19 protein-coding genes are annotated in these 24367 nt (G+C 29.3%); 17 read left to right on the forward strand and 2 right to left on the reverse strand.

The genetic code is table 11. From position 1 onward, the window contains the following. Positions 1 to 88: 88 nt before the first annotated feature. From cdaA to adhE, 10 genes are all read left to right on the forward strand, one after another. The gene (cdaA, locus tag ACRDDY_RS15755) at positions 89 to 940 is read left to right on the forward strand and encodes a diadenylate cyclase CdaA (RefSeq protein ID WP_438565891.1); all 852 of its coding nucleotides are present in this window, start codon (positions 89 to 91) and stop codon (positions 938 to 940) included. Continuing rightward, entirely contained in the window at positions 910 to 2232 is a 1323-nt protein-coding gene (locus ACRDDY_RS15760) for a CdaR family protein (RefSeq protein WP_438565892.1), read from the forward strand. Before cdaA ends, ACRDDY_RS15760 begins: the two co-directional genes overlap by 31 nt. 9 nt (positions 2233 to 2241) lie before the next feature. Continuing rightward, positions 2242 to 3837 (forward strand): FAD-dependent protein, encoded by a 1596-nt coding sequence (locus ACRDDY_RS15765; protein WP_438565893.1) that lies wholly within the window; start codon positions 2242 to 2244, stop codon positions 3835 to 3837. 273 nt (positions 3838 to 4110) lie between these two features. Next, positions 4111 to 5019, forward strand: coding sequence for a phosphate butyryltransferase (gene ptb / locus ACRDDY_RS15770; RefSeq protein ID WP_438565894.1), 909 nt, complete (start codon positions 4111 to 4113; stop codon positions 5017 to 5019). A gap of 20 nt (positions 5020 to 5039) precedes the next feature. Beyond that, positions 5040 to 6107 (forward strand): butyrate kinase, encoded by a 1068-nt coding sequence (gene buk / locus ACRDDY_RS15775; protein WP_438565895.1) that lies wholly within the window; start codon positions 5040 to 5042, stop codon positions 6105 to 6107. 237 nt (positions 6108 to 6344) lie between these two features. Further along, positions 6345 to 6659, forward strand: coding sequence for a YerC/YecD family TrpR-related protein (locus ACRDDY_RS15780; protein ID WP_438565896.1), 315 nt, complete (start codon positions 6345 to 6347; stop codon positions 6657 to 6659). A gap of 93 nt (positions 6660 to 6752) precedes the next feature. After that, entirely contained in the window at positions 6753 to 8099 is a 1347-nt protein-coding gene (gene glmM, locus ACRDDY_RS15785) for a phosphoglucosamine mutase (protein ID WP_438565897.1), read from the forward strand. 165 nt (positions 8100 to 8264) lie between these two features. Beyond that, a complete protein-coding gene (locus ACRDDY_RS15790) occupies positions 8265 to 9644 on the forward strand; it encodes an MATE family efflux transporter (RefSeq protein WP_438565898.1) in 1380 nt (459 codons plus the stop codon). A gap of 83 nt (positions 9645 to 9727) precedes the next feature. Continuing rightward, positions 9728 to 9874 (forward strand): YfgJ family double zinc ribbon protein, encoded by a 147-nt coding sequence (locus ACRDDY_RS15795; RefSeq protein WP_438565899.1) that lies wholly within the window; start codon positions 9728 to 9730, stop codon positions 9872 to 9874. A gap of 455 nt (positions 9875 to 10329) precedes the next feature. Then, positions 10330 to 12966, forward strand: a complete 2637-nt coding sequence (adhE, locus tag ACRDDY_RS15800; protein ID WP_438565907.1) for a bifunctional acetaldehyde-CoA/alcohol dehydrogenase — start codon at positions 10330 to 10332, stop codon at positions 12964 to 12966. A 51-nt stretch (positions 12967 to 13017) separates the two neighbouring features. Here the strand turns inward: adhE and ACRDDY_RS15805 are convergent, their stop codons facing one another. Next, positions 13018 to 14292 (reverse strand): DUF4317 family protein, encoded by a 1275-nt coding sequence (locus ACRDDY_RS15805; protein WP_438565900.1) that lies wholly within the window; start codon positions 14290 to 14292, stop codon positions 13018 to 13020. A 472-nt stretch (positions 14293 to 14764) separates the two neighbouring features. Between ACRDDY_RS15805 and kdpF the strand changes: the two genes are divergently transcribed. From kdpF to ACRDDY_RS15830, 5 genes are read left to right on the forward strand one after another with little or no spacing between them, the layout of a single operon-like run. Then, positions 14765 to 14842, forward strand: coding sequence for a K(+)-transporting ATPase subunit F (gene kdpF, locus ACRDDY_RS15810; protein WP_438544292.1), 78 nt, complete (start codon positions 14765 to 14767; stop codon positions 14840 to 14842). Between the two features lie 17 nt (positions 14843 to 14859). Next, positions 14860 to 16545: a potassium-transporting ATPase subunit KdpA gene (gene kdpA, locus ACRDDY_RS15815; protein WP_438565901.1), complete on the forward strand. Its 1686-nt coding sequence runs from the start codon at positions 14860 to 14862 to the stop codon at positions 16543 to 16545. 13 nt (positions 16546 to 16558) lie between these two features. Beyond that, positions 16559 to 18631, forward strand: a complete 2073-nt coding sequence (kdpB, locus tag ACRDDY_RS15820) for a potassium-transporting ATPase subunit KdpB (RefSeq protein WP_438565902.1) — start codon at positions 16559 to 16561, stop codon at positions 18629 to 18631. A 10-nt stretch (positions 18632 to 18641) separates the two neighbouring features. Beyond that, entirely contained in the window at positions 18642 to 19238 is a 597-nt protein-coding gene (locus tag ACRDDY_RS15825) for a potassium-transporting ATPase subunit C (RefSeq protein WP_438565903.1), read from the forward strand. 46 nt (positions 19239 to 19284) lie between these two features. Further along, positions 19285 to 20448 (forward strand): universal stress protein, encoded by a 1164-nt coding sequence (locus ACRDDY_RS15830; RefSeq protein ID WP_438565904.1) that lies wholly within the window; start codon positions 19285 to 19287, stop codon positions 20446 to 20448. A gap of 56 nt (positions 20449 to 20504) precedes the next feature. Here ACRDDY_RS15830 and ACRDDY_RS15835 read toward each other — a convergent pair whose 3' ends face one another. Next, on the reverse strand, positions 20505 to 21476 hold the full coding sequence (locus ACRDDY_RS15835) for a hypothetical protein (protein ID WP_438565905.1): 972 nt from the start codon (positions 21474 to 21476) through the stop codon (positions 20505 to 20507). Positions 21477 to 22070: 594 nt separating this feature from the next. Between ACRDDY_RS15835 and yjeM the strand changes: the two genes are divergently transcribed. Further along, positions 22071 to 23639, forward strand: a complete 1569-nt coding sequence (gene yjeM / locus ACRDDY_RS15840) for a glutamate/gamma-aminobutyrate family transporter YjeM (RefSeq protein WP_438565908.1) — start codon at positions 22071 to 22073, stop codon at positions 23637 to 23639. Between the two features lie 418 nt (positions 23640 to 24057). Further along, a partial coding sequence (locus ACRDDY_RS15845) for a BMP family ABC transporter substrate-binding protein (RefSeq protein WP_438565906.1) occupies positions 24058 to 24367 on the forward strand: 310 nt, incomplete at its 3' end.

The following is a 24367-nucleotide window of genomic DNA, read 5'->3' on the forward strand; positions in this document are numbered from 1 at the left end:
ATTTTGAAAAAAAGTAGTATCATTTATATCATAGGAAATACTATTTAGTGTATAATTTAACTTGATAAAGAATGGGGTGACAAAAAAAGTGCAGGATTTTTTTCTAGGAACATTAAATGCAATAAGAAATATTTCAATTTGGTCTATTATAGATATATTAGTTGTTTCTTATATTTTTTATAAGGGATATATGCTTATAAAAGAAACAAGAGCAGAACAGCTTTTAAAAGGAATTTTATTTATAATAGCACTAATACCAATAAGCTATATATTAAGGTTAAATATGCTTTATTTTATTTTAAATAAAACATTAACTATTGGAGTGTTATCAGTAGTTATTATATTTCAACCGGAAATTAGGCGTGCGCTTGAACATCTAGGGCAAAGTGCTTTTAATGATTCAGGAAGGCCAAGGGATGAGCAAACAGTAGAAAAAGTTATTGATGAAATAGTAACGGCCTCTCAAAATTTAGCAGAAACAAAGACAGGGGCATTAATAGCTATTGAACAAAATACAGGGCTTGGGGAAGTTTTAGGTTCTGGAACAATAATAGATGCAGAAGTAAGTTCGGCACTTTTAGAAAACATATTTGTAGTAAATACTCCACTTCATGATGGGGCAACAATAATAAAAAATGATAGAATTCATGCGTCAGGATGTGTTCTTCCTTTAACTAAGGATAATAGCATAAATAAAAAGCTTGGAACAAGACATAGGGCAGGGATAGGATTATCAGAGAATTCAGATGCTATAGTTATCATTGTTTCAGAAGAAACAGGAGTAATATCATTAGCTATAAGAGGAAGACTTACTAGAAATTATGATAAAGAAAAGTTAAAAACAACTTTAAAAAGTTTAATAGTGGAAAAGAAAAGTACAGGAAAATCAGCAAGTGAGAAGGTGAAGGCATGGATAAGGGATCTGCAAAAGAAAGACTAATAATAAAACTTGTCTGTGTACTATTATCTTTTTGTCTTTGGATATATGTAACAAACGTAGAAACAGTAATTAAAACATATACCCTTAAGAATGTACCAGTACAAGTAACAAATACAGAAGCATTGAAAAATTATGGTTTAGCATTAGTACCAGGACAAAAATTTACAGTGGACTTAAATTTAGAAGGGCCATCAAAGGAAGTATATTCAGTAAAGCCTAGTGATTTTATAATAAAAGCAGACTTAGGTGAATATGCCTTAAAAAATGGTGTTAATAATATTCCAGTTCAAATAATAAATTACCCACAACAAATAAATATAAAAAATAATGGATATTTAGTAGTTCAAGTAAAATTAGAAGCATTAGAAACAAAAACTTTTGATTCAGTATCAAATGTAACTGTGAATTTTGCACCTAATGTATATAAGCAAAAAATAAATTTTACATCAGAAAAAATAGATGTGACAGGACCACAAAGTTCGGTAAATCAAGTTGCACAAGTAGCGTTAGTTGGATCTATTAATGATGTAGCAGGTCCAATAACGAAGACATTTAAATATGAACCATTGAATGCAAATGGGCAAGTAGTTAAAAATGTAGAGTTAAGTCAGAAAGAAGGAACTATAGGAGTAGAAACTAGTGAAGGGAAAAAAGTAAGCCTTGAAGCTAAGTTTACAGGAACACTTCCAAATGGAATAACTTTAAATAGTGCTTCATTATCACAAGATTATGCGTATATCATTGGTAATAAAAATGCATTAGCAAATATAAATAGTTTGAATTTATCGCCAATAGATTTATCAGAAATTACAGAAGATACTAAGAAGAATGTTAATATAGTTGTTCCACAAGGTATTAAAGTAGCTAATGGAAATACATCAGTTACTGTATCTATAAATGTGAATACAACTAACAATTCACAAGAAAATAACAACAATAGTAATACTAATAACGATAACAATAGCAATAACGACAACAATAATAAAACAATAAATAAAAATTTTGAGATACCAATAAATTATACAGGAATAAACTCAGGATTAAAGTTAGAGAATAATCAAAGTACAGTTAATATAACAGCAAATGGTACAGAAAGTCTTATAAATGGATTAAGTAGTTCAGACTTTACTGCAACAGTAGATTTAAGCAGTTATAAAGAGGCAGGAGAGATATCTGTAACACCTAAAATAACAGTGGACAAAAATGTAGCGATACAGAGTATACCAAATGTATCTATAAAATTGATAAGTAGTGAAACAGATAATAAGGTTGCAAAAAATGATAAAAAATAGGAGAAAAAAATGGCTATAAGAGTAAATAATATTACATTATCTATAGATGAAGATATGAGTTTTATAAAAAGTAAGACTTGTAAAAAATTAAAGATTCCAGAAAAAAATATAAAAAGTTTTAAAATACTAAAAGAAAGTATTGATGCAAGAAAGAAGGATAATATAAAGTTTAATTATTGCGTAGAAGTTGAATGTGATAATGAAGAAAAAATTGTAAAAAAAGCAAAAGATAATAGTATTACATTAGATAATTATAAGGAAGAAGAAATTATATTCGGAACTAAAGAAATGAAGTCTAGACCAGTAGTTATAGGTTTTGGACCTGCTGGGATATTTGCAGCTTTAACTTTAGCACAAAATGGTTATAAACCAATTGTATTTGAAAGAGGAGAAGATGTGGATGAAAGAAGCAAAACTGTGGATAAGTTTTGGGCGAATGGAACATTAAATTTAGAATCAAATGTACAATTTGGTGAAGGGGGAGCAGGGGCTTTCTCAGATGGAAAATTAACAACAAGAATTAAAGATAGAAGATGTTCTTATGTATTAGAAGAATTAGTTAAAAGTGGTGGACCAGAAGAGATAATTTATTCAGGAAAACCACATATAGGGACAGACATATTAAAGGTTGTAGTTAAAAATATTAGAGAAGAAATTAAAAGTTTAGGTGGAGAGGTTTTTTTTAATTCAAAGCTTGAAGACATAGTTTATAGTAATGGAAAACTTGAAAAAATTATTATAAATGGTAAAGAAATTAAATGTGAAAATTTAATTTTAGCAATTGGACATAGTGCAAGAGATACTTATGAGATGCTTTATAAAAGAGATGTGTTTATGGAACAAAAAGCATTTGCGATTGGAGTTAGAATTGAGCATCCACAAGATATGATAAATAAATCACAATATGGAGATTATGCAAATCATCCAAGACTTAAAGCAGCTGATTATAAATTGGTATATCAAAGTGAAAAATTTAAGAGAGGTGTGTACTCGTTTTGTATGTGTCCAGGTGGAGTAGTTGTAGCAGCTGCATCTGAAGAGAAAAGATTAGTATCTAATGGGATGAGTTATCATGCAAGAGATAAAGAAAATGCAAACTCTGCTTTAGTTGTAACAGTAGGACCAGAAGACTTTAAAGGAACGCATCCTTTAGCAGGAATGGATTTTCAAAGACACTATGAGAGACTTGCTTATGAACTTGGCGGAGGAGATTATAAGGCACCAGTTCAACTTGTTGGAGACTTCTTAGAAGATAAGAAGTCAACAAAGCTTGGAGATGTAACCCCAAGTTATGAGCCAGGTTATGAATTTAAAGAGTTGAAAAATTGTCTTCCTTCATATGTTGTAGAAACAATAAAAGAAGGAATAGAAGTATTTGATAAAAGAATAAAAGGATATGGAAGACATGATGCAGTTTTAACTGGAATTGAAACAAGAACATCAGCACCAGTTAGAATGGTAAGAAATGAAAAACTTCAAAGTATATCTGTTGAAGGACTATATCCAACAGGTGAAGGTGCAGGTTTCGCAGGTGGAATAATTTCAGCAGCAGTAGATGGAATTAAGGCAGCTGAAAATATAATGAAAGAATATAAGAAGATATAAGATAAGAGCTATGGAAAAAAATCCATAGCTCTTTACTTTTAGGCAAGAGGTTTTTTTGTATTACATTTGTAATGAATATAGTTTATATTATTCTAATTTCAAAAAAATGTGAATTTAAATTATCTTAATATTCTGAAAACTTGAATTTTAAGGAAATTTTCTGATACAATACTAATAGATATTGTTATAAAATTAACGAAATAAAATTCCAAATATGGATTAATAGGTTAAAATGAAAGTTTATATAAATAAAATAGTAAGAGGTGCAGTAAAATGAGTAAAAATTTTGATGAATTATTATCAAAGGCTAAAAGCGTAAAATTAAAAAAGGTATCGGTTGCAGTAGCACAAGATGAACCAGTATTAGAAGCAGTAAAATCAGCCAAAGAACAAGGTATAGCAGATGCTATATTAGTTGGAGACAAAGTAAAAATAAAAGAGATTGCAGAAAAGATAGATATGGATTTAACTAATTATGAAATTATAGATGAGCCAAATGTTAATAAAGCAGCTCTTTTTGCAGTTCAACTTGTATCAAGTGGAAGAGCTGATATGGTAATGAAAGGTTTAGTTGATACAGCTACATTCTTAAGAAGTGTATTAAATAAGGAAGTTGGATTAAGAACAGGAAAACTTATGTCCCATGTAGCAGTATTTGAAGTAGAAGGAATTGATAGATTACTTTATATTACAGATGCAGCATTTAACACATATCCAGAATTAAAAGATAAAAAACAAATAATAGAAAACTCAGTGCTAGTTGCACATGCTTGTGGATTATCAATGCCAAAAGTTGCAGCAGTTTGTGCTGTTGAAGTTGTAAATCCAAATATGCCAGCTACAATAGATGCTTCATTATTATCAAAAATGAATGAAAGAGGACAAATTAAAGGTTGTGTAGTAGATGGGCCTTTAGCTTTAGATAATGCTTTATCAGTAGAAGCTGCACATCATAAAGGAATAACAGGACCAGTTGCAGGAAAAGCTGATATTATAATGTTACCCAATATTGAAACTGCAAATGTAATGTATAAATGCTTAACATATACAGCAAAATCAAGAAATGGTGGATTATTAGTAGGAACATCAGCACCAGTTATATTAACATCAAGAGCGGACTCATTTGAAACAAAAGTAAATTCAATTGCCTTAGCAGCATTAGTATCAGAATCATTAAAATAGTAGGAGTGGAGGAATATAAAATGGCATATAAATTATTAATAATAAATCCAGGATCAACATCTACAAAAATAGGTGTTTATGAAAATGAAAAGGAAATTTTAGAAGAAACTTTAAGACATTCATCTGATGAAATAGCTAAATATGAAACTATATTTGATCAATTAGGATTTAGAAAAGAAGTTATATTAAATGTATTAAAAGAAAAGAATTTTAATATAAAAGAATTAAGTGCAGTAGTAGGAAGAGGCGGTATGCTTAAACCAATTCCAGGTGGAACTTATGAAGTAACTGAAGAATTAATAAGAGATTTAAAAGATGGAGTACAAGGGCAGCATGCTTCAAACTTAGGTGGAATATTAGCAAATGAAATAGCTAAAGAAGTAGGAGTTAGAGCATTTATAGTAGATCCGGTTGTTGTTGATGAATTAGAAGAAGTGGCAAGACTTTCAGGAGTACCAGAACTTCCAAGGAAAAGTAAATTCCATGCTTTAAATCAAAAAGCAGTAGCCAAAAGATTTGGTAAAGAAAGTGGAAAAGGATATGAGAATTTAAATCTTATCGTAACTCATATGGGTGGAGGAGTTTCAGTTGGAGCTCATAAAATGGGAAGAGTTGTAGATGTTAATAATGCATTAGATGGAGATGGTCCATTTTCACCAGAAAGAGCTGGAGGAGTTCCAGTTGGGGATTTAATAAAAATGTGTTTCTCAGGTGGGTATACTGAAAGGGAAGTATATAGCAAAATTGTAGGTAAGGGTGGAATGGTTGCATACTTAAATACAAATGATATGAGAGATGTAAGAAAAGCAGCTTCAGAAGGAGATAAGAAAGCACAATTAGTATATGATGCATTTATATATCAAGTATCTAAATGCATAGGTGAAATGGCTACAGTGTTAGAAGGAAATGTAGATAAAATAATTTTAACTGGAGGAATTGCTTACTCAGAAGAAGTTGTTAGAGATATAACTAAGAGAGTTTCATTTATTGGTGAAGTAAAGGCTTATCCAGGAGAAGATGAACTGTTAGCATTAGCACAAGGTGCTATAAGAGTTCTTGATGGAGAAGAAAAAGTACAAAGATATTAGATGGAATTGAGAATTAAAAGATTATAAAATAAAAATATTAAGAGGAATTTGTAAGAAGATTTTAGCTTAATTAAGAAGAGTTTTGTTAGAAATATTCTAACAAAACTTTTTTTTGAGAAAATATAAAAAAGTTAAAAATTATGGAAAATTTAAGATTTTCTTTATTGAGATAAAGTTGTGAAGAATGAAAGTATGGTGGTATAATTAATCTAAAAGTAAGAGGTGGAGGATGAGGATATGAGCATATTAGATTCTAAATTGAAAAATGATGAGCTTGATTTATTGTTTAATGCTATTTTAGAACTTAAGGATATTGAAGAATGTTATAAATTTTTTGAAGATGTAGCAACTATAAATGAGATTAAATCACTAGCACAGAGAATCCACGTTGCACAGTTACTGAAAAAAAAGAAAACTTATACGGACATAATAGAAAAAACAGGTGCGAGCACTGCAACTATTAGTAGAGTAAATAGAGCATATAACTATGGAGCAGAAGGTTATAAAATTGTTTTAAATAGATTAGAAAAAAAGCAAAAAAAGAATAAATAACTTATAAAGGTTCAAAATATTGTCAAAAGATAATATAATATATATACTATATATAGTGAAATAATTTGAAATAACTAAGAAAGAGGTAATCACATGAGTAGAATATTTGGAACGGATGGAGTTAGAGGAATAGCAAACTCTGAACTTACAGCTGAACTTGCATATAATTTAGGTAGAGCAGGAGCATATGTTTTAACTGAAGGTGCACATAAACCTAAGATAATAGTTGGAAAAGATACAAGAATATCAGGAGATATGCTTGAATCTGCATTAGTTGCAGGAATTTTATCAGTAGGAGCAGAAGCTATAATACTTGGAGTAATTCCAACTCCAGCAGTAGCACATTTAGCAAGAGAATATGGAGCAGATGCAGGAGTAATGATTTCAGCTTCACATAATCCAGTTGAATATAATGGAATTAAATTCTTTAATGGAAATGGATATAAATTATCTGATGATTTAGAGGATCAAATTCAAGCTATAATTGAAGGTGGATTTGAGGGCGTACCAAGTCCAGTAGGTTCAAAAATAGGAAGAAAAAGAGTAGAAGCAAAGGCGTTAGAAGATTATATTCAATTTGCAAAAAATACAACATCTTTTAGCTTAGATGGTGTTAGAGTAGCTTTAGATTGTGCAAATGGTGCAGCATATGCAGCAGGAGTTCAAGCGTTTAGAGATCTAGGAGCAGAAGTATTTGTAATTAATGATAATCCAGATGGAACAAATATAAATGAAAATTGTGGTTCAACACATCCAGAAGAATTAATGGATTATGTTGTAAGAAAAAAATGTGATATGGGATTTGCATTTGATGGAGATGCAGATAGATGTTTAGCAGTTGATAATAAAGGAAATCTTATAAATGGTGATTTCATTTTAGCAATTTGTGCAAAGCATTTAAAAGAAATTGGAAGATTAAAAGATGATACATTAGTAGTTACAGTTATGAGTAACTTAGGGCTTGATATTGCTTGTAAAAATCTTGGAATAAAAACTATAAAAACTAAAGTTGGGGACAGATATGTTCTTGAAGAAATGGTTAAAGAAAAGTATTCACTAGGTGGAGAGCAATCAGGACATATAATATTCTTAGAAAATAATACTACTGGAGATGGACTTGTAACAGCACTTCAAGTTGCAGCAGTAGTTAAAAAGAGTGGTCAAACATTAAATGAACTTTGTTCAATAATGAGAGAACTTCCACAAGTATTAGTAAATGCAACAGTACCAAATAATAAAAAAGATATTTACTTAACAGATGCAGAAATAAAAGCAGAAATTGAAAGAATGGAAGCTTTAATGGATGGAAAAGGAAGAGTTCTTATAAGACCATCTGGAACAGAACCTTTAGTAAGAGTTATGCTTGAGGGAGAAAATCAAGAAGAAATAGATAAACTTGCACATAATTTAGTAGATATGATATTAGCTAAATGTAAGTAGAAAAAAGACTGCGAAAGCAGTCTTTTTTATTAAGAGTTAAAAATTAGGAGGAGTTGCAAGCAACTCTTATAGGGAATAAAATTAAAGTTAATATCCTATATTTACCTAAATAGGATATTTATATATAATAAGGAGGTGTGGTAGTAAAATTTTGAGGAGGAGAATATGGTTAAGAGTAATGTGGATTTATTGAAGGGAAGTATTTTGAAAGGACTGATTATTTTTGCAGTTCCAATTTTTATATCTAATTTATTTCAGCAACTTTATAATACTGTTGATATCATGATTGTGGGTAATTATCTTGGAGATATGGCACTTGGTGCTATTGGTGCAAGTGCTGCTATTTATGAGATGATTATTGGATTTGCTTTAGGGGTTGGAAATGGCTTAAGTATTGTAACTGCAAGAGCTTACGGTGCTGATGATGAAGAGGAAATAAAAAAGTCAGTTGCAGGTTCATTGGTTATTGGAGCTATAATAACTTTAGTAGTCATGGCTATATCAATATTATTTTTATATCCATTATTAGAATTACTAAATACACCAGTAAATATTATTGACGAGGCATATTCATATATTTTTGTTATAGGAATATCTGTTGGAGTTATATTTATATATAATTTAAGTGCAAGCCTTTTAAGAGCAATAGGTAATAGTATAGCACCATTAGTATTTTTAGTAGTGTCAGCAATATTAAATATTATATTAGATATATTATTAATAACAGAATTTAATATGGGAATTAAAGGTGCTGCTGTTGCAACTATAATTGCAGAAGTGATTGCTGGAGGAGCCTGTGTTATTTATATTTTAAAGAAATGTCCTATATTAATTCCAAGAAAAGAACATTTTAAAATAGATAGAGAATTATATAAAGATTTATTAGGACAAGGTTTATCTATGGGAGTTATGATGTTAATAGTTTCAACTGGGACGATTATATTACAAACTGCTATAAATGGATTTGGACATTTGATTATTGCAGGACATACAGCAGCAAGGAAAATAGGTGGAATTGTAATGATTCCAGTAAGTGCATTAGCAATAAGTCTTGCAACTTTTGTATCACAGAATAAAGGAGCTAATCAAAGAGAAAGAATAAAAAAAGGGGTAAAATATACAAATCTGATATCAGTAGTGTGGGGTATTGTAGCTTTAGGAGCAGTATTTTTATTAGGTGAAATTGTTATAAAAATAGTAACTGGATCAAATGAAAAGGAACTTCTAGAAAATAGCTTACAATATCTTATAATTAATATTGCATTTTATCCTGTACTTGGAGTACTTTTAAATTTAAGAAATTCTTTGCAAGGAATAGGAGAAAAGGTGCTACCTTTATTTTCAAGTGTTATAGAGTTTCTAGGAAAGATACTATTTGTTATATTATTTATACCAAAGCTTGGATACTTTGGAGTTATAGTTTGCGAACCAATAATATGGTGTCTTATGACAACCCAACTTGCATATGCTTTTTATAAGAATAAATATATAAAAAATAAAGAAGTAACAGAAAGTGAAATAGGAGAGAAGATAGGAATTAGCTAAAAGAAAAATATTTTTAATGGACAAATAAGAAAAGAAGCTCTAAAATATGTGATATAAAAAAATAAATGATAGAGGTGAAGAGAATGATATATTATTGTCCAGAGTGTGGAAGTGAACTTGAATGTATTCAAGGCTGTGGATCAACAGGATACTTTTGCGATAAATGTAAAAAGTTAATTTCAAGTAAAGCTATTTCAACTGAAAAATCAAAAAATAAAGAAGATAAATAAAAAAAAGTGCTAATCTGTAATATAAGATTAGCATTTTCTTTATTTAAGATATAAATGGATTTTAATAAAAGTATAGATAATAATCCTTATATATGTTATTATTTTAACAAAGTTAAGAAAAGAAAGAATTATAAGTTTTTTGAATGAATTTAGTTAAAGTTAAAAATTACCTAGTTATAATAAGTAATAGATGTCAAAATAAAGAAGTTAATGTTGAAAAAATTAATTAGAGATGAATAATAAGTGAATAATAAAAGATTTAATTAGAAGAACATAGAAAAAAATTTTTTTTCAAAAAAAAGTTTGACAAAAAATAAACAATCAAGTAGAATAAAATCAAGGACAAGTTAAAAAAATAACAAAAGAGATTAATTTTTAATAGAGTCTCAAAATTAACAAGAAATATTTACTAAAATTAATATAAATTACCGATTATTAGGAGGAAGTAATAAATGATGAAAGTTACAAATGCTCAAGAATTAACAGCAAGAATTAAGGCACTAAGAGAAGCACAAGCAAAATTTGCAAAGTTTAGCCAAGAACAGGTTGATGAAATATTTAGACAAGCAGCTTTAGCAGCTAACCATAATAGAATTAAGCTTGCTAAAATGGCAGTTGAAGAAACAGGAATGGGAATCGTAGAGGACAAGGTTATAAAAAATAGCTTTGCTGCTGAATATATATATAACCAATATAAGAACTTAAAAACTTGTGGAGTTTTAGAAGAAGATAAAACAGCAGGTATTACAAAAGTTGCAGAACCAATTGGAATTATATCAGCAATAGTTCCAACAACTAATCCAACTTCAACAGCTATATTCAAATGTTTAATAGCTTTAAAAACTAGAAATGCAATAATAATATCACCACATCCAAGAGCTAAAAATTCTACTATAGAAGCTGCTAAAATTGTTTTAGAAGCTGCAGTAAAAGCAGGAGCTCCAGAGGGAATAATTGGATGGATAGATGTACCATCAGTTGAATTATCACAAAATGTTATGAGGGAATCAGATATAATATTAGCAACAGGTGGACCAGCGATGGTTAAAGCTGCTTACTCATCAGGAAGACCAGCTTTAGGAGTTGGAGCAGGAAATACTCCAGCAATTATAGATGAAACAGCGCACATAAAAATGGCTGTAAACTCAATATTATTATCAAAAACTTTTGATAACGGAGTTATCTGTGCATCAGAACAATCAATCGTTGTTTTAGAGCAAGTTTATGATGAAGTTAAAAAAGAGTTATCTGAAAGAGGAGCTTACATCTTAAAAGGTGAAGAAATAGATAAAGTAAGAAAAGTAATCTTAAATGAAAAAGGTGGATTAAATGCTGACATGGTTGGTCAATCTGCTTATAAAATAGCTAAAATGGCAGGAGTAGAAGTTCCAGAATCAGCTAAAGTTTTAGTTGGAGAAGTTACTTCAGTTGAATTAGAAGAGCCATTCTCACATGAAAAATTATCTCCAGTATTAGCAATGTATAAAGCAACATCATTTGAAGATGCTTTAAATAAAGCTGATAGATTAATTGAATTAGGTGGTATGGGTCATACTTCAATTCTTTACACAGATCAAATAGTTAACAGAGACAGAGTATTAACTTTTGGTGAAAGAATGAAAACTGCAAGAACATTAATTAATATGCCAGCAGCTCAAGGAGCTATTGGAGATTTATTTAACTTCAAATTAGCACCATCATTAACATTAGGATGTGGATCATGGGGAGGAAACTCAGTTTCAGAAAACGTAGGTCCTAAGCACTTAATTAATATTAAGAGTATCGCTGAAAGGAGAGAAAATATGCTTTGGTTCAGAGTTCCAGAAAAAACTTACTTCAAATATGGATGTCTACCAGTTGCCTTAAATGAATTAGGAGAAATGGGTAAAAAGAAAGCATTTATCGTAACAGATAAAGTATTATTTGAAATGGGATACACTAATAAAGTTACAGAAATATTAGAAGCTAACGGAATCCAATTCAAAATATTTTCAGATGTTGAACCAGATCCAACATTAAGATGTGCTAGAGCAGGTGCCGCTGAAATGGCAAGCTTCCAGCCGGATGTTGTAATTTCACTTGGTGGTGGATCAGCTATGGATGCTGCTAAAATCATGTGGGTTATGTATGAGCACCCAGAAGTTAATTTCCATGACTTAGCTATGACATTTATGGATATAAGAAAGAGAATATACAAATTCCCATCAATGGGTGAGAAAGCTATGATGGTTTCAATAGCAACTTCAGCAGGAACAGGATCGGAAGTTACTCCATTTGCAGTTATTACTGATGAAACTACAGGAGTAAAATACCCATTAGCTGATTACGAGTTAACTCCAGATATGGCTATCGTTGATGCTGAATTAATGATGACATCTCCAAAAGGATTAACAGCTTGTGCTGGTATAGACGTATTAGTTCATGCAGTTGAAGCTTATGTTTCAATAATGGCTTCAGAATTCACTAATGGAATGGCTTTAGAAGCTATAAGATTAGTATTCAAATACTTACCAGAGGCTTATAATGAAGGTATGACTAACGTTAAAGCTAGAGAAAAAATGGCTCATGCTTCATGTATGGCAGGTATGGCATTCAGTAACGCATTCTTAGGAATTAATCACTCAATGGCTCATAAATTAGGAGCATTCCATCACTTACCACACGGAATGGCTAACTCGTTAGTTATGAAAGAAGTTATTAGATTCAATGCAGAAGATGCTCCAACTAAACAAGCAGCATTTGCTCAATACAAATATCCAAATGCAGCATGGAGATATGCTAAAATAGCAGATCATTTACAATTAGGTGGAAATACTGATGAAGAAAAAGTTGAATTATTAATAAAAGCTATAGAAAAATTACAAGCTAAAGTTAATATGCCAAAAACTATTGAAGAAGCTGGTGTAAGTGAAGTTAAGTTCAAAGAAACATTAGACGAAATGGTTGAGCAAGCATTTGATGACCAATGTACAGGTGCTAATCCAAGATATCCATTAATGAGAGAGATAAAAGAAATGTATATCAATTCATATTATGGAGAGAAAGTTAAACCAGAAGTTAAGGCTGAAAAATCTAAAAAGAAAAATAAATAGTTTTAAGATATAGAAAAGGAAGTTCAAAGTTTGAACTTCCTTTTTAATTTATTAAATTAAATCATCTTTACCATTAACTGTAGTTTGCTCATTCTCATTTATAGGAATAATGATGCATTTTTGCCCATCAATTATTTCAGATTTGATTTGAGGAAGCTTTTCGGGTTTAACATGAAGAACAACATCGTAGCTTGGCTTTTCATCAGATTCTTCTAAAGTATCAGTTTCTTCACTACTTAAAGCAATTTCTGATTTAGCTTCTTCAAGTTGTTCTTGAAGATTCTCTACTTGTTTTTGAAGTCTTTCTTCTTTTCTTTTTTGTTCATGAGCTTTAAGAAGCTTTTGATCTAAAAGGCTCTCTGCTAAAGGAATTTCATCTCCAAAATTCTCATCAAAAGATTTTTCAATTTTAACTGTTGTTTCTTCATCAATTCCACTTTGAATTAAAACTTCTTGAATTTTTTCTTTTGTTAAGGAAATTGGTTCAGCATCTGTATCATCATAAATTGAGTTATATTCTTCAATTACAGTATTAAGACTATCCTGAACTTCCATAAATACTTTATCTACATCTTTTTCAGTAGGAGGAAGTGAATCTATAATTACTGATTGGAAAGCTTCTTTTTGAATAAGTGCTGTTTTCTTTGAGGCACAGCCTAAAGCATTTTCCATAAGCTCATAATGAGGTTCTTTTGCATTTTTAGTGTAATACATTAATGAACTAACATCAGCGCTACGGTCAATGAATGCAGGGTATACAAATCCATTTGTAGGCATTTCAACTACCCAATCACGAATACGTGCTTTAATTGAATTATCTTCTTCAAAATATCTAAGACCAGGTTTAGATAATGAAACAGGGCATATAGCACAAAGGATATATTCATAAACTTCATCTGATTCATCAAGTTTTAGATTATCCTTAGTTTTAGTTATAATATCATATGCATCATGGAAGACAAGTATTAGAAAGTTTCCAGTATAATCATAACTATCTATAATAGACTGATAAAATGATTCTAAAAGGGAATCATCTTTTAAGCCACTATTTTTAAGTGTAATTAATGAAACTTGTTTTTCATTAACTAAGTCCTCATTAAGAGGAAAGTTTAACTCTAAAATATTATTTCCAATAGTGCCAGAAAGAACTTTTTTAGCTATTTCTAAATATTTAAAATATTCATCTTCATCTAAATTTAGAAAGGTTTCTCTAAAGTTAAATAAAATATTTTTTTCTCCATTAACATAGCATCCACACATTTTAGTGAAGGTACATTGCTCTTTTTTTAAACGTTTTTTTAGTTCTAGTATATCTTTTTTTCTCATAATAAGCCCCCTAGGTTTACATAAATTTTCTCATTAAATAAGTATAATATTTTTTTTCGTTTAGTTAAAGGTTTTATTTCATATATCTTTTATTATTTAAAAACTATAAAAATAATAGTAAAAATAAGTCTAAATAGTAAAAAATATATTATAAATACAAAGAAAATTTATTAAAAATGAAAAAAATTTACAAATAAAAACAAGGAAAATAAAATATTCGTATAAAAAATGCAGTAATAGATGATTAACTTGCAAAAATAGACTGATAATTGCTAAAAAATAAGAAAAAAATAATAATATTGAATAAATATACATACTATTATGCAAAAAAATAAGGAGAATAAAGGAAAAAAGCTTTGGGAATAAAAAACAATTAATTCAAGGAAATGTAATAAATAATGCCTAGAAAGTTGATTTATTATAGATATAATCTAATAGATAGAGATTAAGTATAACTTTGGAGGAGTAAATTATGATATTACTAGGAATTATCGTTATATTAATATTTGGATACTTATTTTATGCATTATTTAATCCAGATAAATTTTAACTTAGGAGGAGAAAAAATTGGTAGCACTACAATTAATAATATTTTTAGTCGTGTTTATAGTCTTAATAGCTATTGTAGGGAAATATATTTCTAATATTATAAATTTTAGAAAATATAAGACAAGTGGCTTTTTTGATAAAATAGACAATTGTATTTATAAAATATGTGGAATTAAGAAAGACAATATGAGTTTTAAGGAATATGTAAAGGCGTTGCTTATAAGTAATTTCTTCATGTTTTTATTTGGATTCATTATATTGAAGATACAAGGATTTATTCCAATATTTAATTCATTAAAGCATGGCAAGAATTTTAGCTTTAGTTTAGCTTTTAATACAGCAGCATCATTTGTGACAAATACAGATCTTCAACATTATGCAGGTGCAAGTATGGTTTCAAACTTTACTCAAATGATAGTTATAACATTTTTAATGTTTACTTCAGCAGCTACAGGGTGTGCAATTGCATCTGGATTTATCAGAACTGTTGCAGGAAAAGAAAAATCTTTAGGAAACTTTTATGTTGATTTCACAAGATTTTTAACAAGACTTTTAATTCCATTTTCAATTGTAATAGGAATTATTTTAATTTTTTGTGGAGTACCACAAAGTCTTAAAGGAATAGAAAGTTTTAAAACTATAACAGGACATTTTCAAAGCATTATGCTTGGACCTATAGCATCTTTAGAAGCTATAAAACATTTAGGAACAAATGGAGGAGGATTCTTTGCAGCGAATTCAGCACATCCATTTGCAAACCCAACAATAATAACAAACTTTATTGAAATGATATCAATGACAATATTACCAGGTTCATTTATAGTAGCTTTTGGTGATACTGTTAAAAATAAAAAACAAAGTGTAGTAATAGTAGTAGCATTACTAGTATTAGTAGCTGGAATGTTCTTTATTATGTATCATTCAATGTCTCATGGTAATGAAGCATTGCAGAAATTAGGACTGGCTAAAGGTATGAGTGGCTCGGAGGGACAAGACTTAAGGTTCGGACACTTAGGCTCAAGTTTATTTAGTACTATTACCACAACATTTACTACAGGAAGTACAAACGTAGCATTAAATGCTATGAATCCAATGTTTATATTTGCAGCTCTTTTTGGAATGATGTTAAATACATTATTTGGAGGAACTGGAGTCGGATTCTTAAACATTATAATGTATGTATTATTAACAGTATTTATTTGTGGACTTATGGTTGGAAGAACACCAGAGTTCTTTGGTAAAAAAGTTGAAGCAAAGGAAATTAAACTTATTGCATTAGCAATAGTTATACATCCTATATTAGTTTTATTCTCAACAGTAATTACCTTACTTTCAGGGGAAGCAGCAGTAGCAGGAGTTCATGCTGGATTCCATGGATTTACACAAGTTCTTTATGAATTTACAAGTGCAAGTGCAAATAATGGTTCTTTAATGAGTGGATACATGAATAATGGTGGATTCTTTAATATAATAACAGGAATTGTTATGTTAATAGGAAGATTTGCACCTATAATACTTCTTTTGGCAGTTTCAGTATCTCTTGCTAATAAAAAAGCAGTACCTAAAACAGTAGGAACATTTAGAACAGATAATGTTATTTTCGGTGTAATGTTAATAGTAATAATTTTAGTTATTGGAGCATTAACATTCCTTCCAGTATTAGGACTTGGACCGGTAACAGAGCATTTGAGATTTTTAGGATAGCGAGGTGAAAGTTGTGAGTGAGAAAGAAGTAGAAAAAAAGAAACTTTTAAGTAAAGATATAGTAGGAAAAGCTTTTAAAGATTCATTTAAAAAGTTAGATCCAAGAAATATGATTAAAAATCCAATAATGTTTATAGTTGAAATAGGATTTGTAATAGTTCTTTTATTAGCAATTTTCCCAAATTTATTTGGACACACTAATGCTAGTGGAGCTATAAGAATATATAACTTTATAGTAGCAGTTATATTATTTATAACAATTCTTTTTGCAAACTTTGCAGAAGCTATTGCAGAAGGAAGAGGAAAAGCTCAAGCAAGTACATTAAAGCAAACTAAACAAAATACAAAAGCAAAACTATTAAATGAAGATGGTAGTTATAAAATAGTTAATGCAGATGAACTTCAAAAGGGAGATATAATTTTAATTGAGGCTGGAGATTTAGTTCCAAATGATGGAGAAGTTATAGAGGGTATTGCATCAGTTGATGAAAGTGCTATAACAGGAGAATCAGCACCAGTAGTTAAAGAATCAGGTGGAGACTTTGCATCAGTAACAGGAGGGACAAGAGTTGCTTCAGACTGGATTAAAGTAGAGATAACAGTTACTCCAGGAGAGTCTTTCTTAGATAAGATGATTAAGCTTGTTGAAGGAGCTGAAAGAAAGAAAACGCCTAATGAAATAGCCCTTAGTACATTATTATTATCATTAACAATAATATTCTTAGTAGTTATAGTTACATTATATCCACTATCAGGATATTTAAATGTAGAAATTTCAGTAGCAACTTTAGTTGCACTTCTAGTTTGTTTAATTCCAACAACTATTGGAGGATTACTATCAGCAATAGGAATAGCAGGAATGGACAGAGTTACAAGATTTAATATGATTGCAATGTCAGGTAAGGCTGTAGAGTCTTGTGGGGACGTAGATGTAATGATATTAGATAAAACAGGGACTATAACATTTGGTAATAGATTAGCAGCTGATTTTTTACCAGTAGGAGATGTATCTAAAGATGACTTAATAAAGAAAGCACTTATTACATCACTTTTAGATACAACGCCAGAAGGAAAATCAGTAGTTGATTTAGCAGAAAAATTAGGAATAACAGATAACATAGACAATTATAAAGGAATGGAATTTGTAGAGTTCCAGGCTCAAACTAAAATGAGTGGAGTAGATTTAAAAGATGGAACTAGAATAAGAAAAGGTGCAAGTTCAGCTATAAAAGCTTTTGTTGAAAAGTTAGGTGGAGATATACCTAGTGACTTAGATGAAAAAGTTGAACAAGTATCAAAATATGGTGGAACACCATTAACAGTTTGTGTAGACAATAAAGTTTATGGGGTTATTTATTTAAAAGATACAGTTAAACCTGGACTTGTTGAAAGATTTGCAAGACTGAGAGAAATGGGAATTAGAACAATAATGTGTACTGGAGATAACCCATTAACAGCAGAAACTATTGCAAGAGAAGCTGGAGTTGATGACTTTGTAGCTGAATGTAAACCAGAAGATAAAATTGCAGTTATAAAGAAAGAACAAGAGCAAGGGAAAATTGTTGCAATGACTGGAGATGGAACAAATGATGCTCCAGCACTTGCACAAGCAGATGTAGGGATTGCAATGAATACAGGAACAACATCAGCAAAAGAAGCAGCTAATATGGTTGACTTAGATTCTAACCCAACTAAAATATTAGAAGTAGTTGAAATAGGTAAACAGCTTTTAATTACAAGAGGTGCATTAACTACATTCAGTATTGCAAATGATATAGCAAAATACTTTGCAGTAATACCAGCTATATTTATTACAGCAATACCACAAATGAAAGTTTTAAATATTATGCATCTACATTCACCAGCATCAGCTATATTATCAGCATTGATATTTAATGCAATAATAATACCAATACTTATACCAATAGCTATGAAAGGTGTAAAATATAGACCAATGAAAGCAGAAAGATTATTACTTAGAAACGTTTTAATTTTTGGTGTAGGTGGAATTATAACACCATTTATAGGTATCAAAATAATTGATATGATAATAACACCATTATTAAGAATGCTAGGAATAATGTAGGAGGATAGACATGAAGCATATAAAAATAGGTATAAAGATAACAATATTTTTTGCAATTCTTTGTGGAATAATCTATCCTTTAGTTATGACAGGTGTAGGACAAGTTGCAGCACATAAAGAAGCAAATGGAAGTTTAATATATGAAAATGGACAAGTAGTTGGTTCAAAATATATAGGACAAGATTTTAATAATGATCCTAATTATTTCCACGGAAGACCATCAACAATAAAATATAATATGACTAAAAATAATCAAAGTATTGTACCAGAATCAGGAGATAAAGCATTGTCGCCAGAATCAAAACAACTTAAAGATGAAGTAAATAAGGAAGTTGATAAGTTCTTAAAAGAAAATCCAACTATAAAAAGAGATGAATTACCAGCAGAATTATTTACACAATCTGCATCAGGATTAGATCCAGATATTACAATACAAGGTGCTGAAGTACAAATTAACAGAGTAGCACAGCATACAGGAATAAGCAAAGAACAACTTACAAACTTTATTAATGAAAGTAAAGAAAAAGATTCTCCAAATGGAGAAACATTAATAAATGTATTAGAATTAAACTTAAAAGTTGCGAAAGCTGGAAATTTAATAAAATAAAAAGAAGGCAGCCTTTTAAGGTTGTCTTTTTTAGAAGGGATAAAATATGGATAGTAAGATTACTGATTATAGAATAGAGGAATTTCATAGGAATAGACAAAATAAAGGAAATGATAAAGGTGAATTGAAAATTTATTTAGGATATTCTCCAGGAGTTGGGAAAACTTATAAGATGCTGCAAGAAGGAAATGCAATGCTAGAATCAGGAGAAGATATAGTAATTGGATATTTAGAGTATCATGGAAGAAAAGAGACTTGTGATCAAGTAGGAAATTTAGAAATTATTGATAGAGATAAAAAGGAATATAGAGGAATAAAAATGGAGGAAATGAGCCTTCAAAATATAATCAAAAGAAATCCTAAGTGGGTTATTGTAGATGAGTTAGCACATACTAATATTAAGGGAAGTAAAAACAAGAAAAGATATGAAGATGTATTAGAACTTTTAGATTTAGGATATAGTGTTATAACAACTGTCAATATCCAACACATAGAAAGCTTAAATGATATGGTTGCAGATATAACAAATGTAAAGGTTAGAGAAACTATACCAGATAGAATGCTACAAATTGCGGATGATATTATGGTTATAGATTTACCACCAGAAATGTTAATAAAAAGACTTAAAGATTATAAGATTTATAAAAAGGAAAATGTACAAAGAGCATTAGAAAACTTTTTTGTGAAAAGTAATTTAATAGCATTAAGAGAACTTGCTCTTAGAGAAGCAGCAAATGAAATAGATGATGATTTAACAATACTTAAAAAAAATAGAGAATTTAAAGATACAATAAAAATAAATGAAAAAGTTTTAGTTTGTATAAGCTCAAATCCAAATAGTTCAAGACTTATAAGACATGCGTATAGAGTTGCTAGAAGATATAAATGTAACTTATATGTATTAATCGTAGATTGTACAAATATGATTGCAAAGAGAGAATTTAAAGAGCAAGAAGTAGATAAGACTTTAGAATCTCATAAGGAACTTGCAAAAAATCTTGATGCAATAATAGTAGAAAAAGAAAGTCCATCTGTATCAAAAGCAATAGTAGACTTTGCAAATGAAGAGGGAATTACACAAATAATACTAGGTCATAGTAGAAGAGGAAGACTTCAAACATTATTTAGAGGTTCAACTATAAGTAAAGTACTATCAGAAGCACCAAATGTAGAAGTCAGAGTAATCCCATATATAGATGAGATAGAATAAAAAAGAAAAAAGGATCTCTAAAAGAAGTTTTAAACTTCTTTTAGAGATCCCTATTTTTAAGGTGTTGTTACTCCTGTAAAAGATATATTTTCTGGATTTCCATATCCATTTTGAGTTTTTTGGATATAAACACCATCAAAATTTTCTTTATTACCAGAGTAATTGATGCAATAGTATCCTGTTACTTGGTCTTTGTAAGTTTCTGTTAATACGGTAGTACCATTATTTACATACTTATTAATTGGAGCTGGAATGGCTCCATTTAAATCTTGTAAGTAAAAAGTATTATTATCTCCTGCATAATGTTCATCCATTAGATATTCACCTATATTTTGCATCAAGGTAACTTTAGTTCCATTTATTTCACCTACATAGTAAGGGGAATTACCAAAGGGAGCTGGAGATTGTGGTTTAATTAGCATAAAGGTACAAGGTACTTTTCCCCCAGTATTTACTACAGTTAGGCTACCTTGATATGTTCCGTAAGGTTTGTTAAACTGCACGTTTGATATAGCAACGTTTTGCCCATTGAAAAACTCATAAAATTTATAATTTCCGTTACCAAGATCTACTATATAATAAGTATTTGGTGCATTTAAATTATTTTGGTAATATCCTGTACCAACCATAGCTTTACCTTGTCTATGAATATTAGTAATTGCAAGGTTTGGATATCCTGAAATAATACCTTGAATATAACCTCCGCTTTCTATCACATTTTCGATATTTTCAAAATTTCCTGTTCCTTCATTTTCTATTTGTGTAATTAAATTTTCGTTTTTATTTAAAGAACTGGTACTAGCTTTATTATTACTGCTGCTATTATTAGTAGTATTTAGATTATTAGTGCTATTTTGGGAATTTTGATTTTCTAAGGGCTTATTAGAATTATGGTTTGTAGTTTCATCTACTATAGGTGATTTGTTTTTAGTAGTTTGAACAGTTAATTCTTTACTACTAGTAAAGAAACAGGTTCCGATTACTATTAATATTCCTATTATTAAAATAGTGATTATAGCTTTTTTCATTTACTCATCTCTCTTCTTTATAAGATGCTTTTATAATATCAAAAAACTTTTAATACCCCTTGAATATAAGGTTACATTTTCCATTTTTTACATTACAAATTTGTAACTTATTATTTTTTAGAGTTTTATTTTTAAATAAAAAGGCTAAATAAATAGAATGATAAGTTGTATTTTAATACAATTCATTCGTAAAATATAAATGCAAAAATTAAATAGATAAATTGCATTTTGTAGATGAATAAAAAACAAAAATAGATATTTTTATAGAAAAATGAAAGAAAAGGAAAAGATGACTTCATTTAAATGTTAAAAAAAAATGAAGTAGTAAAAATGATAAATAGTTAAAAAAAGGGATGATAATGCTCTTTATGATTAATTTTTTTTTAAAATGAATAGGTTTTTTTAAGAAAAGTATTAAAAAAGCATTTGAAAAATTAAAATAAAAATATTTTAACACCCTATTTAATAAAAAGTTAATCTTTAAAAAGTTGAGAAAAATGTATAAAAACGATATTATTTTATTAAGAAGTTTCTGAACGAAAAAAAAGAAAATGAAATTAATATTCGTAAAATAAAGAGGGAAGGGTGAATGCAATGAAAGATGCTAGCTTAAATAAAGGTGAGTACGCAGAAGAAATAGAAGAAAACTTAATAGGAGATGAGAATAAAAAGAATAAGGTAGCTAAAGTTGGTTTTTGGTCCTTTGTGGCAATGATTTTCATGACATGTTATGGATTAGGAAATGGACAACAAGTCTATTATCAGATGGGCTATGCAGCAATAACTTACATAGTTATTGGAGTTGTAGTATTTTTTATTCCATATACTTTTATAGTATCTGAAATGAGTTCAGCATTTCATCAAGAAAAAGGTGGAATTTTTTCATGGATGAAAAATTCAGTTGGATTAAGATTTAGTACAGTTGGAGTATTCCTTTGGTATATTTCAGCAGTTATTTGGTGGTTTAGTACAAGCTCGATTTGTATCACTTTTTCAACAATGATTTTTGGAAAAGATGAATCTGAATCATGGAGATTATTTGGGTTAAGTAATACAGGGACTACAGCAATTATAGGTATTATTTGGTTTTTAGTTATAGTATTTTTCTGTAGAAGAGGTATTAAAGCTATTGCAAAATTAACTAATATTTCAATGCTTGTTACTATTCTTATGCATATAATAATTTTAGGGGGTGGGCTTTTAGTATTTTTCTTAAATGGAGCACACTTTGCACAACCTTTAAATTATCACGGAATTTCTTCTTTATTTATGGGACCTAATAAATCATATGATACTCCAATCGCAGCACTTGCATTCTTAGTATTTGCTATTTTTATATTAGGTGGAATGGAAGCTAGTGGTGGACTTATAGATAAGGTAGACAAACCTAAGAAAAATGTTCCAAAGGCAATGATTTTATCAGGAATTATAATAGCAGTTTTATACATTGCAATAGTTGTTATTTCAGGAATGGCAATAAACTGGAAAGCAGCATTTAGCAATCCAAATGTAAATTTATTTAACTATGCAATTTATATGGTACAACAACAATTCTATATGTTAGGTAGAGAACTTGGAATGTCTCCAGCAGCTTCTTTGGCTTTAGGAGAATGGGTTAATAGAATTACAACATGGGTTAGTTTTATAGCTATGCTTAACTTACCATTAATGTTATTCTATCCAATTAAGCAAGTATTTGAAGGACTTCCAGAGGGGATGTTACCTAAATTTATTCTTAAAAAGAATAAATTTGGAATTACAGCAAATGCATTATATATACAAGCAGCTATAATTATTGGAGCAATGCTTTTAATAGGATTTGGAGGAAATGTTGCAAATACAATTTATAATAACTTAACATTTATGGTTACTATAACAACAGCGATACCATGGGCATTTATAGTATTTGCATATATAAAATTTAAGTTAAATGATAATATAGGGAAAGAATATCAGTTCTTTAATAAAAAATGGGGTGTTATTGTAGGAAGTATAACTCTTATAGCATTAATATTTTCTATAGTATTCTCTATAATTCAACCATTTTTACAACATAACTATCAACAAGGTATATGGATAGTATCAGGTCCAATAATATTTGGATTAATAGGATTCTTCTTAGCACAGAATTATTTAAGAAGAAGAAAAAAAGGTTTAGTTTAATAAATTAGAACGATTCTAATTTATTATAATCCTACTGAAGTAGACAAGTTAAATTTAAAATTTAGCTGTCTATGGAGGTAGGATTTTTTTATTTTCATTCAAAAGTGAAAAAAATAAAAAAGTAATAAATGGAATTAATTTATTTAAATTCAAATAAAAGGTTTTAAATTAGCAAAATGATATTAAAGTGGAAGGAAAAGTAATGATTTAATACAAAATAAGGAAAAATAAATTAAAAATATAAAATTAGAATATGTAACAATACAGAAAATTAATTAGATTATAAAAATGGAAAAAGAAACATATATATTGAATAAAATGGAAACTGATAGTATAATAAATTTGTCAAATAATAAAAGAACAAAAAGGTTGATTGTATGTGTATAGCAAACAATCGGGATTTAGAGGGGGAAAAATAATGAAAAAGAAGACATTGGCATTAGCAATGACACTACTTATGGCAACAGGTGTTTTAGCAGGTTGTGGAGGAGCATCAGAAGGTGAGAAAAAAGCTAGTATAAAAGTTGGAATGGTTACAGATGTTGGAACTATTGATGACAAAAGCTTTAACCAAGGAACTTGGGAAGGTATTGAACAAGCTAAGAAGGATTTAGGAATTGAAAATCAATATTTAAAACCATCAGGACAAACACATGCAGACTATATAAAAGAAATTGGAAACATATATGACGCTGGAAACAAATTTATTGTAACACCAGGATATAAAT

It is taken from the genome of Clostridium sp., from assembly GCF_051656525.1.
GTDB lineage: Bacteria > Bacillota > Clostridia > Clostridiales > Clostridiaceae > Clostridium.

What these genes read in the sequence shown, in the direction of transcription:
- ACRDDY_RS15760 (WP_438565892.1), top strand. Translation starts at nt 910, where the DNA reads ATGGATAAGGGATCTGCAAAAGAAAGACTAATAATAAAACTTGTCTGT.
- ACRDDY_RS15805 (WP_438565900.1), bottom strand. Translation starts at nt 14,292, where the DNA reads ATGAGAAAAAAAGATATACTAGAACTAAAAAAACGTTTAAAAAAAGAG.
- ACRDDY_RS15795 (WP_438565899.1), top strand. Translation starts at nt 9,728, where the DNA reads ATGATATATTATTGTCCAGAGTGTGGAAGTGAACTTGAATGTATTCAA.
- ACRDDY_RS15780 (WP_438565896.1), top strand. Translation starts at nt 6,345, where the DNA reads ATGAGCATATTAGATTCTAAATTGAAAAATGATGAGCTTGATTTATTG.
- ACRDDY_RS15765 (WP_438565893.1), top strand. Translation starts at nt 2,242, where the DNA reads ATGGCTATAAGAGTAAATAATATTACATTATCTATAGATGAAGATATG.
- ACRDDY_RS15835 (WP_438565905.1), bottom strand. Translation starts at nt 21,476, where the DNA reads ATGAAAAAAGCTATAATCACTATTTTAATAATAGGAATATTAATAGTA.
- buk (WP_438565895.1), top strand. Translation starts at nt 5,040, where the DNA reads ATGGCATATAAATTATTAATAATAAATCCAGGATCAACATCTACAAAA.
- ACRDDY_RS15790 (WP_438565898.1), top strand. Translation starts at nt 8,265, where the DNA reads ATGGTTAAGAGTAATGTGGATTTATTGAAGGGAAGTATTTTGAAAGGA.
- kdpF (WP_438544292.1), top strand. Translation starts at nt 14,765, where the DNA reads ATGATATTACTAGGAATTATCGTTATATTAATATTTGGATACTTATTT.
- yjeM (WP_438565908.1), top strand. Translation starts at nt 22,071, where the DNA reads ATGAAAGATGCTAGCTTAAATAAAGGTGAGTACGCAGAAGAAATAGAA.
- adhE (WP_438565907.1), top strand. Translation starts at nt 10,330, where the DNA reads ATGAAAGTTACAAATGCTCAAGAATTAACAGCAAGAATTAAGGCACTA.
- glmM (WP_438565897.1), top strand. Translation starts at nt 6,753, where the DNA reads ATGAGTAGAATATTTGGAACGGATGGAGTTAGAGGAATAGCAAACTCT.
- ACRDDY_RS15825 (WP_438565903.1), top strand. Translation starts at nt 18,642, where the DNA reads ATGAAGCATATAAAAATAGGTATAAAGATAACAATATTTTTTGCAATT.
- ptb (WP_438565894.1), top strand. Translation starts at nt 4,111, where the DNA reads ATGAGTAAAAATTTTGATGAATTATTATCAAAGGCTAAAAGCGTAAAA.
- ACRDDY_RS15830 (WP_438565904.1), top strand. Translation starts at nt 19,285, where the DNA reads ATGGATAGTAAGATTACTGATTATAGAATAGAGGAATTTCATAGGAAT.